At 61.3% G+C, this 16,318-nt stretch carries 20 protein-coding genes and 1 riboswitch; of the genes, 11 read left to right on the forward strand and 9 right to left on the reverse strand.

Going from position 1 to position 16,318, the window contains the following annotated elements; all coding sequences use genetic code 11:
• Position 1: 1 nt before the first annotated feature.
• The gene (locus DRF71_RS22975) at positions 2-502 is read right to left on the reverse strand and encodes an SRPBCC family protein (protein ID WP_112312813.1); all 501 of its coding nucleotides are present in this window, start codon (positions 500-502) and stop codon (positions 2-4) included.
• A gap of 48 nt (positions 503-550) precedes the next feature.
• Positions 551-898 carry a hypothetical protein gene (locus DRF71_RS22980; RefSeq protein ID WP_157971253.1) on the reverse strand — a complete coding sequence of 116 codons (348 nt, stop codon included), beginning with the start codon at positions 896-898 and terminating at the stop codon, positions 551-553.
• Positions 899-1,544: 646 nt separating this feature from the next.
• Between DRF71_RS22980 and DRF71_RS22985 the strand changes: the two genes are divergently transcribed.
• A complete protein-coding gene (locus DRF71_RS22985; protein ID WP_198672324.1) occupies positions 1,545-1,868 on the forward strand; it encodes a four-helix bundle copper-binding protein in 324 nt (107 codons plus the stop codon).
• A gap of 131 nt (positions 1,869-1,999) precedes the next feature.
• Here DRF71_RS22985 and DRF71_RS22990 read toward each other — a convergent pair whose 3' ends face one another.
• Complete coding sequence (locus DRF71_RS22990) at positions 2,000-2,389, reverse strand: DUF305 domain-containing protein (protein ID WP_112312816.1); 390 nt, start codon at positions 2,387-2,389, stop codon at positions 2,000-2,002.
• 77 nt (positions 2,390-2,466) lie between these two features.
• Positions 2,467-2,655 (reverse strand): heavy-metal-associated domain-containing protein, encoded by a 189-nt coding sequence (locus DRF71_RS22995; RefSeq protein WP_112312817.1) that lies wholly within the window; start codon positions 2,653-2,655, stop codon positions 2,467-2,469.
• Positions 2,656-2,824: 169 nt separating this feature from the next.
• Here DRF71_RS22995 and DRF71_RS23000 point away from each other — a divergent pair, with 169 nt between their 5' ends.
• The 5 genes from DRF71_RS23000 (at position 2,825) to DRF71_RS23020 (ending at position 7,523) form a co-directional block, all read left to right on the forward strand.
• Complete coding sequence (locus DRF71_RS23000) at positions 2,825-5,302, forward strand: heavy metal translocating P-type ATPase (protein ID WP_112312819.1); 2,478 nt, start codon at positions 2,825-2,827, stop codon at positions 5,300-5,302.
• A 12-nt stretch (positions 5,303-5,314) separates the two neighbouring features.
• On the forward strand, positions 5,315-5,785 hold the full coding sequence (gene cueR, locus DRF71_RS23005) for a Cu(I)-responsive transcriptional regulator (RefSeq protein WP_112312821.1): 471 nt from the start codon (positions 5,315-5,317) through the stop codon (positions 5,783-5,785).
• Between the two features lie 17 nt (positions 5,786-5,802).
• Positions 5,803-6,018: riboswitch (cobalamin riboswitch) on the forward strand.
• 35 nt (positions 6,019-6,053) lie between these two features.
• Entirely contained in the window at positions 6,054-6,230 is a 177-nt protein-coding gene (locus DRF71_RS23010) for a CbtB domain-containing protein (RefSeq protein ID WP_112312823.1), read from the forward strand.
• 18 nt (positions 6,231-6,248) lie between these two features.
• Positions 6,249-7,004: a CbtA family protein gene (locus DRF71_RS23015; protein WP_112312825.1), complete on the forward strand. Its 756-nt coding sequence runs from the start codon at positions 6,249-6,251 to the stop codon at positions 7,002-7,004.
• Positions 7,005-7,127: 123 nt separating this feature from the next.
• Positions 7,128-7,523 (forward strand): hypothetical protein, encoded by a 396-nt coding sequence (locus DRF71_RS23020; RefSeq protein ID WP_112312827.1) that lies wholly within the window; start codon positions 7,128-7,130, stop codon positions 7,521-7,523.
• A 69-nt stretch (positions 7,524-7,592) separates the two neighbouring features.
• Here the strand turns inward: DRF71_RS23020 and DRF71_RS23025 are convergent, their stop codons facing one another.
• The 4 genes from DRF71_RS23025 to DRF71_RS23040 all read right to left on the reverse strand — a co-directional run bounded on the left by DRF71_RS23025 (position 7,593) and on the right by DRF71_RS23040 (position 9,263).
• A complete protein-coding gene (locus tag DRF71_RS23025) occupies positions 7,593-7,868 on the reverse strand; it encodes a hypothetical protein (RefSeq protein ID WP_157971254.1) in 276 nt (91 codons plus the stop codon).
• A 71-nt stretch (positions 7,869-7,939) separates the two neighbouring features.
• Positions 7,940-8,122, reverse strand: a complete 183-nt coding sequence (locus DRF71_RS23030; protein WP_112312829.1) for a hypothetical protein — start codon at positions 8,120-8,122, stop codon at positions 7,940-7,942.
• Between the two features lie 81 nt (positions 8,123-8,203).
• The gene (locus tag DRF71_RS23035) at positions 8,204-8,590 is read right to left on the reverse strand and encodes a DUF302 domain-containing protein (protein WP_112312830.1); all 387 of its coding nucleotides are present in this window, start codon (positions 8,588-8,590) and stop codon (positions 8,204-8,206) included.
• Between the two features lie 208 nt (positions 8,591-8,798).
• Complete coding sequence (locus tag DRF71_RS23040) at positions 8,799-9,263, reverse strand: EF-hand domain-containing protein (RefSeq protein ID WP_112312831.1); 465 nt, start codon at positions 9,261-9,263, stop codon at positions 8,799-8,801.
• Positions 9,264-9,447: 184 nt separating this feature from the next.
• On the opposite strand from DRF71_RS23040, the gene DRF71_RS23045 reads away from it, so the two are divergent.
• Complete coding sequence (locus DRF71_RS23045; protein WP_112312832.1) at positions 9,448-10,185, forward strand: response regulator; 738 nt, start codon at positions 9,448-9,450, stop codon at positions 10,183-10,185.
• The gene (locus DRF71_RS23050; RefSeq protein WP_112312833.1) at positions 10,182-11,585 is read left to right on the forward strand and encodes an ATP-binding protein; all 1,404 of its coding nucleotides are present in this window, start codon (positions 10,182-10,184) and stop codon (positions 11,583-11,585) included. The genes DRF71_RS23045 and DRF71_RS23050 overlap by 4 nt, the downstream gene beginning before the upstream one ends.
• Positions 11,586-11,663: 78 nt before the next feature.
• Here DRF71_RS23050 and DRF71_RS23055 read toward each other — a convergent pair whose 3' ends face one another.
• Complete coding sequence (locus tag DRF71_RS23055; protein ID WP_112312834.1) at positions 11,664-12,731, reverse strand: hypothetical protein; 1,068 nt, start codon at positions 12,729-12,731, stop codon at positions 11,664-11,666.
• 226 nt (positions 12,732-12,957) lie between these two features.
• Between DRF71_RS23055 and DRF71_RS23060 the strand changes: the two genes are divergently transcribed.
• From DRF71_RS23060 to repB, 3 genes are all read left to right on the forward strand, one after another.
• The gene (locus DRF71_RS23060; protein ID WP_112312836.1) at positions 12,958-13,851 is read left to right on the forward strand and encodes a recombinase family protein; all 894 of its coding nucleotides are present in this window, start codon (positions 12,958-12,960) and stop codon (positions 13,849-13,851) included.
• Positions 13,852-14,174: 323 nt separating this feature from the next.
• Positions 14,175-15,359 (forward strand): plasmid partitioning protein RepA, encoded by a 1,185-nt coding sequence (gene repA / locus DRF71_RS23065; RefSeq protein ID WP_227754464.1) that lies wholly within the window; start codon positions 14,175-14,177, stop codon positions 15,357-15,359.
• Positions 15,344-16,315: a plasmid partitioning protein RepB gene (repB, locus tag DRF71_RS23070; RefSeq protein WP_112312840.1), complete on the forward strand. Its 972-nt coding sequence runs from the start codon at positions 15,344-15,346 to the stop codon at positions 16,313-16,315. Before repA ends, repB begins: the two co-directional genes overlap by 16 nt.
• The last annotated feature ends 3 nt before the right edge of the window (positions 16,316-16,318 follow it).

Below are 16,318 nucleotides of genomic sequence, written 5' to 3' on the forward strand. Positions count from 1 at the left end.
CTCAGGCGATCCGGCTTCGGCCCGGACCTTGCGCGAAATGCGCCCGCGTGCCGACAGCAATCCGCGACGCGCACCAGCGCGCATAAAGTGGTGCCAATGCCCGACCGAGCAGGCGGCCCGGCAGTCGTTCCGGCAGCGTGTAGTCAATAAAGACGCGCAGTTCGGTCCCTGCCTCGACCTGCAGCGTCTCGAACCCCAGCCGATAGGTGTCGATCACGATCATCCGCTGCGGACCTGTCGTCTTCCAGATCTTGCGGACGGGCGGCACGCGTTCCGTGATCACTTCCGTCACCCGCAATGCCAGACCCAGCATCCTTCCTTCGACGCGGATGACAGAACCGACCCTGCGCCCAGCTTCGGCATCCAAATGATAGTGCATGCTGCCGCCCGCCATCATCAGCGATCCCCCGGACATGTGGGCGCCAATGCGCTCGGGGTCGTCGAGGTAGTCGAAAACCTCCCGCGGTGTTGCGCGAACCAGCACCGAGGTGGCAAAATGCATCACAGCCTCTCGCATCTCGTATCTGCTCTCGTTTCGTCTTGACGACGTTCAGTCGATCTGGCGGACAAAACCCGGATACCTGTTGAACGACAGTCTCTGTACTAGCGCCCCGTCGACAGTGCGGATCTCGGCGATGATGCTGCCATCCGCAGCCGTCTCGATCGTGCCGAGTGTCAGCCGTGGATTCTGCAGGCTGTCGAGTTGCGTCTGAAGCCAGCCGCGCACCACGTCGGGCGTCGTCTCCGGTGTCGCGGCAGGTGCAAGACCAAAGACCACTTCCGACCCCTGCCCGACCGCGCCGGTCATTCCGTCCTGGATGCCCGGCCCCGGGGTCGAACCGGCGACATGATGCTGGGCCATCATCTGCATCATCATCTGCATCATTTCAGCAGACATCATCATCCCCGGTCCCGCACCCTGCGAGTCCATCCCTGGACCCGCAGGGTCTGTTGGCTCGTCGGAGCCAGCCGCATTAGGGAGGGCGGGGTTCTCGGTGCCGGCCGTGTGATGTGGATCTTCCGCCTGAGGCGTGGTCTGACCGACCGCGCCGCCGGCCATCAGGACAACAGCAAGCATTGCTGCTGAGAAAGTTCGAACTGTCATCATCCTGTTCCTTTTCGGCTGAAGGCGGCCCGGTCGTGGCTTCGACCGACCGCCAGGCACCGACCGAGTCTGCCGCCACGGAGTTCCCGCAGAAGTCCCGATCATGCGAGAGCCAACCGACGCCTATCTTCATTGACGGATGTCGAGGCAAAAGATTACCGGGCAAATGCGTTTGCCCGGTCACGACAGATCTCGCAGAGCCCGGTTTGTAGAGTCCCGCGCAAGCTGTGTAATCCCCCGACCGCATGGACGTCTGTCATTTCGGTTCGTGCAGAAGTCAGCGGATATCGGTGGAACCACACAGAATGCCTTCGCGTTTTCAAGACCGATCCCGCTGGCACTGAACAGCCCGTCCGCGGGCGATAGGGGGTGGCTCAGGCTTCTTCGCTGCGCTCCGGTCCAAGGGCAATTTGGCAACCACAGAACAGGAGTACGAGAGATGAACATGAAGGAATGCATCGAAAACTGCAGCGACTGCCACAACATCTGCCTGGAAACGCTGGCCTACTGCCTCGGCAAGGGCGGTCAGCATGTCGCATCCGCACACATCCAGGCGCTTCTGGATTGCGCGGATACGTGCCGGATCAGCGCCGACTTCATGCTGCGAAACTCGGCGCTGCATGGCCGGGCTTGCGGTCTTTGTGCCGAAGCCTGCGAGCGGTGCGCCCAGTCCTGCGAAGCCTTCGGCAATGACGCGCAGATGAAGAAGTGCGCCGAGATCTGCCGGCGCTGCGCCAAGTCCTGCCGCGACATGGCTGCGTGACATGGCGGCCGGGCAGGCGCAGAGACGCCCGCCCGGTCAGTGTGCGTCATGACGTCCCCAAAAAAAACGCGGCAGAGCGGCTTTGCGGCCGCTCTGCCCCTTGCCGGATCAAGGCCGGATCAGTTCCCGGATCAGTTCGAGGCCGCCGGCGGCTCGACACCCATCGCCTTCAACAGTGCTGTCATTTCGGCAATCTCGGCTTCCTGCGCATCAATGACCTTCTGCGCCAAAGCGCGGGTGCCCTCGTCGTCGCCCTGCTCAAGTTCGACCTTGGCCATGTCGATCGCCGACTGGTGGTGCGGGATCATCATCAAGAGGAAATCGGCATCGGCGTCGCCCGTCAATTTCATTCCCTGCATCGACGACATCATCGTGTCCATCGCAGCCATGTAACCGCCCGTGGCGCCTTCCATGTTCATTGCAGAATGGTCCATCCCAGCCATGTTGTCGGACTGTGCAATGGCATAGCCGGAAGTTGTCATGACGAGAGCAGCCACTGCTGCCAGTGCGGATGTTTTCATGGTATTCTCCTGTTTTTTGGTGGTTTTTAGCGCTTGAAACGGGTAAACCCTTCAAACGGCATTTGGTTGCAGAATGGTCAGGCGGGCGCGTAGCCTACCTCGGTCAGCGCAGCGACCAACCGGTCGCGAGAAGCCGCTGATTTCACTTCGACCTTGTGCGACGCCGGGTCCGCGGTCACTTCGGCAGAGGGGTCCACCGACTGGATTGCCTTCGTGACGCTGCGCACGCAGCCGCCACAGGTCATGTTCTCGATATGGAACTGCATGAGTGTCTCCTTCGGACAATCGCCTCATGCAACTCGATATGGGCCTTCCCACCGTTGTAAGGTCAAGGGAACAAATCCGTGAACAGACAAATTGAAATCAGGGCTTGACCTTACCATCATGGGAAGCCCTATCTCAGTCAGCGGAGTACCTCGACACTGGAGTGCCGCTATGAACATACAAACCCTTCATCACGCCACGGCGGATCTCGGCAAGATCGTGATCGACGTCGAAGGCATGACCTGCGCATCCTGTGTCGGGCGCGTTGAGCGCGCACTTCAGGCGGTCCCCGGGGTCAAAACTGCAGCCGTCAACCTCGCGACGGAACGGGCAGAAGTCATCGGATCAGACGTGGACCGGTCGGCTCTGGTCAAGGCAATCGAGGACGCAGGCTATGATGTGCCAACGCGCCCCGTCGATCTCATCATCGAGGGGATGACCTGCGCCTCCTGTGTGGCACGGGTGGAGCGGGCCTTGAAGACGGTACCCGGTGTGACCGCAGCCAATGTCAATCTGGCCACGGAACGCGCCACGGTCACCGGAACGGCGGCCCTTGCCTCCCTGATCGGCGCAATCGCGGATGCGGGTTACGAGGCACGGGCAGCGACCGAAACCGCCATCATGTCAGAAGAGTCCGCCGCGAAGAAAACAGCCGAGGAAGCCGCATTGCGGCGCGATGTGCTTTTTGCTGCGGCTCTGACTCTGCCAGTGTTTGTCCTCGAGATGGGATCGCATCTGTTCATGTGGGTCCACATGGCGGTGATGAACAGCATTGGCATGCAGAACAGCTGGTACATACAGTTCGCCTTGACGACCGTGGTCCTCCTTGGTCCTGGCCTCAGGTTTTACCGCAAGGGGTTTCCGGCCCTGGCGCGTCTGGCGCCTGACATGAACAGCCTGGTCGCGGTCGGAACGTTGGCTGCCTTCGGCTATTCCCTGGTGGCAACCTTTGCCCCCGGAATCCTGCCCCCAGGCACCCAGAATGTCTACTACGAGGCGGCGGCAGTCATCGTCACATTGATCCTCCTTGGTCGTCTGCTTGAAGCTCGCGCAAAAGGCCGGACCTCAGAGGCGATCAAGCGGCTGGTCGGACTTCAGGCCAAGACTGCTCGTGTCCTTCGCAATGGCGGCCTGGTCGAAGTGCCAGTCGCCGAAGTCCGCCCGGGCGATGTCGTCGAGGTCCGCCCTGGCGAGCGGGTGCCGGTCGACGGCGAGGTCACGACGGGCGCAAGCTGGATCGACGAAAGCATGATCTCTGGCGAGCCCGTGCCGGTCGAGAAGGCACTGGGGAGCACCGTGACCGGCGGCACAGTAAACCAGACCGGCGCGTTCAGTTTCCGGGCGACGGCGGTGGGCGAGGCCACGATGCTGGCTCAGATCATCCGCATGGTCGAAGCCGCGCAAGGCGGTAAGCTGCCGATCCAGGCGCTGGTCGACCGCGTGACGATGTGGTTCGTTCCCGTGGTTATGGCGCTTGCCGTGCTGACCTTCGCCGTCTGGCTGATCTTCGGGCCTGATCCGGCCCTGACCTTTGGCCTGGTCAACGCCGTCGCCGTCCTCATCATTGCCTGCCCCTGCGCCATGGGTCTGGCCACGCCAACGTCGATCATGGTCGGCACCGGGCGTGGTGCCGAGATGGGCGTGCTCTTCCGCAAGGGTGAGGCCCTCCAAGCCTTGCAGAGCGTCAAGGTAGTCGCGTTCGACAAGACCGGTACCCTGACCGAGGGCAAACCGCGCCTGACCGACATGGCGCTGGCACCGGGCTTCGACCGCGCCGCAGTGCTGGCCGTGGTGGCGGCTGTCGAAGCGAAGTCCGAGCATCCGATCGCCCGCGCCATCGTCGCGGCGGCCGAAGCCGAGGGCCTGATCCTTCCTGAGATCACTGCTTTCGACTCCGTCACCGGTTTCGGTGTCACGGCGGCGGCGGGCGGACAGCGGGTCGACGTCGGCGCCGACCGCTACATGGTCAAGCTCGGCCTTGATGTCTCCGCCTTCGGCGACACCGCGACCCGGCTCGGCGACGAGGGCAAGTCACCGCTCTATGCCGCCATCGACGGCAAGCTTGCTGCAATCATCGCCGTTGCGGACCCGATCAAGGAAACCACGCCGCAGGCGATCCAGGCATTGCACCTGCTGGGGCTGAAGGTTGCCATGATCACTGGCGACAATAGCCGCACGGCGAACGCCATCGCCCGCCAGCTTGGCATCGACGAAGTTGTGGCCGAGGTGCTGCCCGACGGCAAGGTCGCTGCGGTGAAACGTCTGAAGGCACTGGGCGCGCTGGCCTATGTCGGCGACGGGATCAACGACGCGCCCGCCCTGGCCGAAGCGGATGTGGGCCTTGCCGTCGGCACCGGCACCGACATTGCCATCGAAGCGGCGGACGTCGTACTGATGTCGGGTAGGCTGACTGCCGTCTCGGATGCCATTGCGCTTTCCAAGGCCACGATGCGAAACATCCGCCAGAACCTGTTCTGGGCCTTCATCTACAATGCCCTGCTGATCCCGGTTGCCGCAGGCGCGCTCTGGCCCGCCTTCGGTATCCTGCTGTCGCCGATCATTGCCGCCGCCGCGATGGCGCTATCGTCGGTCTTCGTCCTTGGCAATGCGCTGCGACTGCGGCGCTTTGCACCTTCAATCGCCGCGTAAGGAGGCCCCGAGATGAACATCGGTGAAGCTTCAAAATCTTCGGGCGTTTCCGCCAAGATGATTCGCTACTATGAGTCGATCGGGCTCATCCCGGCAGCAGGAAGGACGGTTGCAGGATATCGCGTCTACTCGATGACCGATGTTCAGCTACTGCGCTTCATCCGAAGGGCGCGGGACTTGGGTTTTTCCGTCGAGAAGATCGAGGAGTTACTGGCGCTCTGGCAGGATCGTTCGCGGCAGAGTGCCGACGTGAAACAGATTGCGCTTGAGCAGATCGCCGGTCTTGAAGTTCGAATTCGTGAAATGCAGGCAATGATGGACACGCTTCGTCATCTGGCAGATGCGTGCTGCGGCGATCACCGCCCGGACTGTCCGATCCTTGCCGACCTCGTGAATGGCCCCGATCATGGCAGCGGAGCGCGCGAGGAAGATCAACAATCCGCGCCCCGCTCCGGCAAGGCTGCCGGACTTCAAGCGCATTGACATTCTGCGGCGTGCGCATGATCGTGATTTTGTTTGGTGTTCATGGGATGCAGAATCCCCGAACTCAATCGGGAATGAGGAAGGGCGGACCCAGTTGCGGCGCCCGATACCTCAGCCGCCCCCGCGACTGTATGCGGTAGTGGCCCTTCGATATGCCACTGGGCAACTGCCCGGGAAGGCGAAGGGTTGCAGTGACCGTGAGCCAGGAGACCGGCCAGACAGGAGACTTAACCCCAATCCCGTCGGGTGTGACGGGCGGAGAAACATCATGTCTGCCACCACTCTTTCCACCGCGTCCGTACAGCACGCAGGTCTGGTTCGGCCCATCCTGACCAGTGCTGTCCTTGGTGCGTTTCTCATCTTTGCGGCAGGTTTCGCCTCTTCAGATGCGCTGCATGCCGCAACACATGATACCCGCCACGCCACCGGCTTTCCCTGCCACTGACAGATCGAGTTCGCTGACATGACGAAGTCCCTGCTGTCCGGCGGGGTGATTGCTGGTGCCGTTACGGGCCTAGCGGTTGCCCTCTTGCAGTTTTTTCTGATCCAGCCACTTATCGTCGAAGCCGAGCGATACGAGACCGGCGAACTTGTCCTGATGGGGGTGGCGCAAGACGACCCCTCAGGATCGAGTGGCGATACGGTCCTGTCTGCGCACGATGCCCACGACGCGGATGATGAGTTTTCTGTCGTCGTGCGAAGCGGCTTGACGGTCCTGACTTTGGTTTTGACCTGGTCAGGCTTTGGCCTTGTTGCGGGAGCTTCTCTTGCGACACACCGTGCCCTGTGGGGTCCAAACAGCATCTCTGTGCCCGCGCTCGCTCTTTCCGGCTTCGCTACTTTCGCCCTGTCACCCAGCTTGGGACTGCCACCGGAGTTGCCAGGCATGCAGGCCGCTGAACTGTCGGACAGGCAAATGTGGTGGGTCATGACGGCGGCGGCGACGGTGGCGGGGCTTTTCCTCGCCAGTGGGGTGAAGTCCTGGCTCGGGCGTCTCGCAGGGCTTGCCCTGATGGTGGCCCCCCACCTTCTTGGGGCACCGCAGCCACCTGCGTCCGTCCCGGTCATTCCTCCGGATCTGGCCGCGCTCTACAGTGCGCGGGCACTCGGTCTGAGCCTGATCGGCTGGCTTGCTCTCGCTTCCCTTCTCTTCCGCTTGATGCCGGAAGACGGGCGGGAGCAACCTACTGCGGTCGCGGAAGCTGTCGACACCCGTTGAGTACAGCCGAGACGCGCGATCACAGACTTGTGTCAGGTGAACTCTGCGTCGGTTGACTTGCATCAAGGCGGTTGGTGGCTCCCAGCGTAGAACCTTCAACAGTTCAGACGCCAGGGATGCGTAATGCGGCGCACCATTCATGCTAAAGAAGTGAGCGGAGGCCGCAGACAGCGCCAATATAGTCTGCGGTTGATCTGCTGGATTGCAGTCGTCTTTCTGAGTCTTTTCGGACAGTTCTCTATGGCTGCGGCGCGCGACCATTCGTCGGGGTGCAGCAGCATGGTGTCGCTAGCCTCCACAGCTGCTGAAGCGAGTGTCAACATTCCTGTTGAAAGGCGGATGGTCAAGAAGCAGCAGATGCGCTGGATTGAACGCGGGGCAAACCTGCTCCTTCAAGTTCGCGTCGCCCTTGCCAACGACGATCTTTCGGAACATCTCGCTTGCCAGCCACCCCTTCAACGAAGGCAGACCATCATTTCGCCATTTGTGCCGCTACCGCTCTTTCAGCGTGCCGCATGACCTCAGGTCGTTGAACGGTCCCACGACCGACTGTTGATTTTGTTGAATTTCGTATCTCGAAACTAATAGCTACGCGACACGCACAGGCAGCGTTACAACCAGAGCCGCAATCAGCTCCAAGGCACCCGTCGCACCTCCAAACCCTCCCAATCCACGTGTCAGCGCAACGCCCAGCGTCAGCCCCAACAGAAACTCAGAAATTCCCGCCAGCGAGACAAACGTCAACCGACGACCCAGTTCCACCTTGGTCGCCAGCAGGTCCGAGACCGCCGCAAGGGCAACCGGGGTGACCGCGGCTGCGAAGAGCCCGCTCAACACCCGTTCCACATGGGCTGCGTTCAACATTTCGAACACTGCGAAGGCCACTGTAGCCGCGGCAAAGCCCACAAGCCCGATCAGCAGGACAGCCGCCGCACCTACTGATCCGACAGCCGCACCCAGAACGGTGCACAAAGAAACAAGGCGAAGATTTGAAGCGCCGTCAACAGCCCGGTAGCGCGCGACACCTGCTCCGCCTTGCTGGCCGCGCACAGCAGGCATTCGATCAGGTCGGGCAGCTGCGGCAGCAATATCCCGAAACCGACGGAAATGGTGAACAAGTCAGCATCAGGGCTGCAAGCATAGATGCCCGAGGTCAGGCTTTGACAAGATCACGAGGGGTGTCTGTCATGCGGCGCGGCTCAGATCGCTGCAACTGTGCCAGTCAGCATATCACGCACCCGCCCGGCCACCTTGTTAAGCGCCGGATTATCGATGGCCTGCATCGACGCCACCGGATCAATCGCACTTACCTCGACTCCGCCTTCGATCTCGCGAAGTATAACGTTGCAGGGCAACATCGCACCGACGCGCGGTTCCATCCCTATGGCTTCCAGTGCCATCTTCGGATTGCAGGCCCCTAGAATCCGGTAGGCTGGCATATCCACGTCCAGCTTCTTCTTCATCGTTGCCTTGACGTCGATCTCTGTCAGCACGCCAAAGCCGTTCTCCGCAAGCGCGGCACGGGTTCGGGCGTCGACCGCGTCAAAATCCGCGCCGGTGATCAGGCGGTTGATCGTATAGTTCATCGTGTTTCCTTTCGACTATTTGCGCAAATATTTGACCAGCGCCGCAATCGCGAGGCCGACCAGCACAAGGGTGACCATCATCCAGAGCCAGCCGAAGCCCATTCCAAATCCCATACCGTAGCCGTTCATTTTCATGGCCTCCTGATCTGTGTTGGGATTTCTCCCGCCAACCGGAGCTTTGCCCAGTTAGCGGGAGAAAAAAGGCGCGTCAGTCGTTGTCCATCATCCCATGACCCATGCCCGGCATGTTGCCCTGCTGCCCGCCCATGTGGCTTTGCATCATGTCTGCCATGGCGGACATTTCAGCCTCGGTCACCTGCGCGTCACCGTCGGCGTCGTGCATCTGGAAGGCTCGCACGGTCATCGGTCGGGTGTGAGCCGCGTGCATCACCGCGAATTCCTCCAGCGACAAAGTACCGTTGGCGTCGGTGTCATAGGTCTTGAGTTCAGCCTGAATCCCGGCTGTCATTTCCTCGGGGCTGAGCGTGCCGTCTTTGTTAGTATCGAACGTGGCCATGGCATAGCTCTGGCCGCCACCCATCATACCGCCATGCTGGCCCATCATCATGCCATCATGTTGCATCTGACCCTGCTGGGCGACGACCGGTACGGCGACAGCGGCCACGCCAAGGGCTGCAACGGCTGCGAGGGCGAATTTTGTTGAACGTTTCATTCTGTCTCTCCTGGATCAGATTGCGATGAATCCAATCTGGGGGCGAGGTGTCCCACAGGTTTGTCAGGGCGACGCCTGTTTTGTATCAAACTGTCGCAAGCCAAGGTCCTGAGAGAGGTTTGCGACAATCTTCTGTCCGCAGACCCACGGGGTTCAGCTAGGGTCGACAGCAGGAGACAAGAAGATGACCCAGCCGTCGCATATCCTGCCCCCCCATATCCTGATCGTTGATGACCACCGCGAGATCCGCGATGCGCTGGTGAAGTATCTGGAAAAGAACGGCCTGCGCGCAACTTCTGCCGCCAATGCCGTCGCAATGGATGCCGCAATGAAGGTGGGTCAATTCGACCTGATCGTGCTGGATGTGATGATGCCTGGCGAAGATGGCCTGTCGGTTTGCCGACGTTTGCGCGCTCAGGGGGACATTCCGATCTTGATGCTGACAGCCCTGGGTGACGAAACTGACCGTATCGTGGGGTTGGAGGTCGGCGCGGACGACTACCTGCCCAAACCGTTCAATCCGCGTGAGTTGCTGGCCCGGATCAAGGCGATCCTCCGCCGATCCGACCGGGCGGAAGTTGTTGGTGGCAGCCTTGCTGGGCACAGATTGGCCTTCGACCGATGGGTGCTTGATACCGACCGCCGGACCCTGACCGACGACAATGGCATCGAGGTCTCTCTGACAACCGCGGAATTCCGTCTGCTGACGGTGTTTCTGGAACGGCCGCGCTTCGTGCTCAGTCGCGAACAACTGCTCGATCTCACATCGGGTCGCGCCGCACAGGTGTTCGATCGCACCATCGACAACCAGATCAGCCGCTTGCGCCGCAAGATCGAGGCCGATCCGGCCAAGCCTGCGCTGATCGCAACCGTCTGGGGTGGTGGCTACAGCCTTGCCGCAGACGTCAGTGCAATGCCATGAGTGCGCGCTTCCCGAAGCTTCGCAAGCTGTTCCCGCAATCTCTTGGCGGGCAGTTGCTGATCATATTGCTTTTGGCGCTGGCCATCACACAAGGGCTTGGCCTGTTGTTGCTGACAGACGAGCGGAACCGTGCCGTTCGTGCAGCCCTCGGGCTGGAGGCGGCAGGGCGCGCTGCAAATGTTGTCTTGCTTCTGGATGGCGCCCCCACTGATCTGCGCTCGTCGATACTCCGCGCGGCGGATTCTCCGCTTGTCCGGTTTGAAGTCGGGCCCGAGCCTGCAGCGTCCCACGACAGCGCAGAGGCGGACATGGTTCTGCGGCAGATCCGCCAGATTCTCGGAGAGCCGGAACGGGAGGTTCGCGCCGATGTCCATGCGCTTCCCCTCGCGTCCATGCCTTTGCCAGACGGAGTGCCAGCCATCATGCGCCCCATGCATGAGGCGATGATGGCAGGGCGGACCGACCCCATTGAACTGACGCTGTCGATTCGACTTGCGGCGGGCGATTGGCTGAACGTGCGCACGATGTTTTACCGCCCTGCCCTGCAACTGACTCCACAGGCCCTTCTGCCAGTAGTGTTGATGGCGGTGGCGGTAGCTTTGGTGGCCTGGTGGACCGCGCGGCGCGTCGTCGGCCCGATGCGCGCTCTTGCAGTTGGCGCCGACCGCTTGGGCCGTGGGCTTGATGCCGATCCGTTGCCGATGACGGGGCCATCCGAGGTGCGCGAGACCACGCAGGCCTTCAACCGGATGAAAGCCCGACTCACCCGCTTCGTGAATGAGCGCACGCACATGCTCGCCGCCTTGAGTCATGACTTGCGCTCGCCCCTGACCGCGATGCGGCTCAGGATCGAAATGCTGGACGAAACCGAGGATAGTGTACGCCTGAAGGCACTGGTCGAGGAAATGCAGGCAATGGTCGAGGCGACCTTGGAATTCGCACGCGGGGTTGCACGGGCAGAACCCGCCGCTGAAGTCGATCTTGCCGTCCTGCTGACTGATCTGGTCAACGATGTAGGGCGAGATCAGGCCAATCTTGCCCCGTCGTCGCGTCTGCCCATCACCGTCCGCCCGCACGCCTTGAACCGCGCGCTAAGGAACCTGATCGATAATGCTGTCCGCTATGGCGGGGTGGCGATGGTAAAGTTGGACCGAACGCCTGGATTGGCCGTCATCACCATCGCGGACAAGGGCCAGGGATTGCACGAAGACCAACTTGAAGCAGTCTTTGAGCCGTTCGTACGCTTGGAAGGGTCTCGCAGCCGAGATACCGGCGGCGTCGGCCTCGGCCTGGCAATCGCCCGCACCATCATTCAGGCGCACGGCGGGACAGTCTTGCTCCGCAATGTGGCGGCAGGTGGACTCGAAGCAGTTGTGACCTTGCCACTCGGTGATGCTTGATCTCACCTCACAAAAGCGCCCACCATTTTCGGCCCTCCGAAGCCGAGCCTCAGAAAAAGCTGTGGTCACATCTGGCCGCTAAATTGCTGCACGCCAAATCCTGAAACGCCCTTGGCCAGTCACCTCGTGGATCAGCCCACTCGCCTCCATCCAAGCCAGGTTTCGCTGAACAGCCGCGCGGCTGGCGCCGATCAAAGTCTCGGCCATCGGTGCGGAGACCAAGGGCCATTCGGTCAATACAGAGCGCAAAGCCGGAGGCGTACGGCCAGACAACACCGACATGACAGTCTCCGCTTGGGTAGACCATATTTCGAGATCGTCGAGGTGCCGCATCGCTGCGAGGCATGCGTTGTTCATCCCGTCCAGCCATCGGGTCAACCGCTCTGCCGGAGGTCCGCCGGCACGAATCCCCCCTGCCCCACCCATTGCTACTGGTGCGAAAATCGCACCCTTCCCTTCGGCTGCAGCAATCCGGCCTGCCGTGACCGCGGCTTCCATCCGGTCACCATGCTGACCGAGACCTGCCAGGCTCCAAAGGTGGAAGCCCAGACAAGCCCGGGTGATAGGGTGCAGATGTCGAGCGGCTCCCGTCACGGCGAGCCAGCCATCGGCGCGATCGGTGAACCGCTCGGCGTCATCCGCTATGTTCTCAGGGTCCCGCCGGTCGAGAAAATCGGCTAGCCCAGCTTCAGGGCCAGGCCCCTCAGTAAGACGTCGAACAGCCCATCCAACGCGTGACAGCGCCCCAGAGTCTTCCTGAGGGCCAGACAGACGAAGCGCGATCCAGAGTGCAAGGCGGTCAGGGCTGACTCGATCGCCAACGAACCAGCTCAGCTCTGCAGCCTCGATCAGGGCCAATCTGTGCCGCCAACCCGATGGGCCGCGTCGCAGACGGTCGTCAAGCGCGCCCAATCTTCCGGCCACGCGTGCGAGGCGGGCCGCACAACCCGCTTCGGCCCGGGCCCATGCGGCAACGACTGAGGTTTCACTGGGCTCAGCCAATGGGCCGGGAAGCAGATAGTTCGGTTCCTCTTCCATCGGGCCGGGCAGGAACCACAGATCGTCCTCGGATGACTGCCCGCCCCCCTCAGGATCGCCGAGAGTTGCTTCAGCTTCATCAGGCAGAACAGAGACATAGGACTTCATATGTGCAAAATAGGTCTATTATGCAAACTACCCAAGGGTTTTCTGTGGAGCTGCATTTGCTCCTTATATAGTACGCGCGCGCCGTGTGCGTGGAGAACTCTCTGATCGCGTTCAGTACATGGAAACCAAGGGGTTTCTGGCGATCAGCGCCACACAGCATGCCCTTGCATTCGTTTACAAATGGTCGTTTATTAGTGGTATGTGCAACTGCAAACGACCTGTTTTGATGCCCCTGATCGGCTATGCGCGCGTCTCAACCGAGGATCAGACCCCCCTGCCCCAGTCGCAGGCCCTGAAATCTGCGGGCTGCGCCGAGATCCATGAGGAGCAAGCATCAGGCGGGAACCGCGCGCGGCCAGTGCTGGCCCGCGTGCTCGAGCGGATCGCCAAGGGCGACACGCTGGTGGTGGTGCGCATCGACCGTCTGGCGCGGTCGCTTTCGCATTTGCTGGAAGTGATCGAGCGGCTGGAGGCGAAAGGCGCCTTCTTCCGCTCGATCATGGACCCGATCGACACGTCCTCGCCGCAGGGCAAGTTCACCCTCCAGGTCCTGGGCGCCGCCGCTGAGTTCGAGCGCGCCCTGATCCGCGAACGCACCAAGGCCGGCCTGGCCAGCGCACGGACCGAAGGCCGGGTTGGCGGCAATCCGGGCCTGCGCGCCCGGGATCCGGCGGCGCTGCGCAAGGTGCGGCTGGCGCGACAGGACGGCTACATGGAGCGCCTGAACGAGACGGCGCAGGACTGGGTTCCCCATGTCCGCCGCCTGCGCCCCGACATGGCCTGGGAAGACGTAGTGCGCATCGTCAACGGCCCCCTACCCCGCGAGCGCCAGTGGACGCAGAGCCGACTGCTACGTGCCGTGAACGCCTATGTGCGCGACGGCTTTCTGCTCGAGACTGTGCTCGCCCGCGCCGGCCGCCGCGAGACCGACGACCGCCTGCCCGCCATCGTCGCCGCCATAAAGGGCGCGGACCCCGACATCACGCTTCAGGCGATCTGCACTCGACTGGAAGCGATGCGCGAGCGTACGCCCCGCGGGCGGACCAACTGGCAGCCGTCATCGGTGAAGATGCTCTTGGGGCGGGCCGAGAAACTGGGGCTGCTTTCAACACTCCGGTGATCTGGGCGACCTTTCGAACTGCCAATGCGAGCCGGCTTAAGACGCCATGGACTCCAAGGTCGCCGTTCTGACGCGGCGACCGAAGGTGAAGAGCTTGAACGCTCACTTGCAGTTTCGACTATGGATCACAGGACACGCGCACTCGGTTGAAGCTCGCTAGGGATGTGCATAACTTTCTCCACCATATGTAGATTCTTCTTGATGGACTCACGCGTTCATGTCATTTCGGTTCTGACGACAAAACGCGTCAGATCGGCTTAATGCCGTCAAAATCAGAAAGAGCCCTGGTAGGGGCCTGAGGGCAGTGAATGACTGATCGAGGCATGAAACTCAATCGCGGGGTTGGCACTGCCGACATCGGTGCATTTGCGGACAGCTTGGCCGAGTCTTTGAACCGGCAAATGCGGGCTGCCTTTCAACCGGAGGAACGCAAGTCGCTGCGGCGCTTCAGTTCAACGGAGGTGGCTGAACTGCTTCGTGTCAGCCCGTCGAATCTACGCAACCGCCATAAGGATGGGAGCTTTCCGGAGGTCTTCACTGACGGACGTGGGCATCGCTACTACTCAGCTGAAGAGATCGACACCCTGCGCGACATCCTTGCCCGGACCGGAAAGAATGCTGACGCGTATTTGCCGGGCCGCCGGGACGGCGATCGACTTCAAATCGTCTCGGTCGTCAATTTCAAGGGCGGCAGTTCAAAGACCACAGCCACGATCCATCTTGCCCAGAGGTTCGCCCTTCGAGGATATCGGGTGCTGGCGCTGGACTTTGATCCGCAGGCCAGCCTGACCACCTTTTTCGGCATCCGGCCCGAGCTGGAGTTTGCAGAAAGCGGCACTGTCTACGACGCCCTGCGCTATGAAAACAAAGTGCCGCTCTCATCGGTCATTCAGAAGACCTACTTCCACAACCTAGACATGGTACCCGCTGGATTGCTCCTGTCGGAGTACGAAACCGAGACGGCGAATGCCCTGGCGCGTCGCGTGCAGCCTATCTTTGCCGAAAGGCTGTCGCTGGCGCTCGACGAAGTCGCCGCAGTTTATGATCTGGTGCTGATCGACTGCCCGCCGCAGCTTGGGTTCCTGACCCTGACTGCTCTTGCAGCATCGACAGGACTTTTGGTCACGGTGGTGCCGGGGATGCTCGATATCGCCTCGATGAGCCAGTTCCTAAAACTTGCTTCAGAGACCGTGCAGACCGTCGAAGAGGCGATCGGGCGAAAGGTGGCCTGGGATTTTGTGAAGTTCCTGATCACACGCTACGAACCATCAGATGGTCCGCAGACGCAGATGGCAGGGTATCTGCGTTCGATCCTGGCTGGCCAAGTCATGACGGAACCTATGCTGAAGTCCACGGCGATTTCGGACGCCGGAATGACGCAGCAGACGATATATGAAGTCGATCCGAGCCAGTTGATCCGCAAGACGATCGACCGGGCCATGAGCAGCGTGAACAACGTCGCGGACGAGCTTGAGCAGACGATTCAAATGGCATGGGGTCGACGCTGATGGGCCGAAATATCTTCAACCAACCTCCTGTGGACGTGGCCTCGTCCCCTGCCCCAGCAAAACCGACAAAGCTTGGCGGATCCGTTGGCGGCCTGCGAGAGTCACTTCGAGAGATCACGGCCAACTCCATCCGAGATATTGACCCTGATCAGATCGAGGTCGATGGCTTGCGGGACCGGCTGGCTTTCGAAGACGACGGTATCGACTTGCTAGCCGAAAGCATCCGCAAGCATGGCCAGCAGGTCCCGATTATGGTTCGGCCCTCTGACCAGCCGGATCGCTACCGCGTCGTTTACGGGCGCAGGCGACTTGCCGCGATTAGAAAAGTTGGCGGACCGGTCAAGGCAATCGTCCGGACTTTGGATGACGACGCTTCGCTGATCGCCCAAGGACAAGAGAACAACCTCCGCCTAGATCCGTCATTTATTGAGAAAGCCTTGTTCATCAAGGAGATGCAAGAAGCCGGATATAAGCCCGGCGTCATCCAGGACGCACTTGGATTGACGAGGCAAGGCATCTCTAATCACCGAGTGGTAATCGAACAACTTCCCGACGAGTTGATCAGACTCATCGGCCCGGCGCATGGTACCGGGCGGCGTCAGTGGGGTGATCTTGCAGCTCTCGCCCCAAAGGTCCCCCTTACCGAGGTTGCGCGAGCAGCCCTCGCTGCCCTGCCCCAAGACGCTACCGGCATCGACAGGTTCCAGACTGTGTACAGTGCCTGTCAGCGGGCTGCGAAGAGTTCAACAAGCCTCTCAGCGCAGGGACGCAGTTCCACGGTGAAGGATGAGGGTGGCAAGGTTGTTGCGACCCTCTCCGTCGACGCCAAGTCCATCGGGATTAAAGTCAACCGCAAGGACAATCCAGATTTCGGCCTCTGGCTGGAGGAACGCGCCGAAGCCACGCTTCGTGACCTCTTCCAGAAATGGCTGGAAGAGCGAAGGCAGGAAGACTGATCC

The sequence above is a fragment of the Pseudogemmobacter bohemicus genome, from assembly GCF_003290025.1.
Classification (GTDB): Bacteria; Pseudomonadota; Alphaproteobacteria; order Rhodobacterales; family Rhodobacteraceae; genus Pseudogemmobacter; species Pseudogemmobacter bohemicus.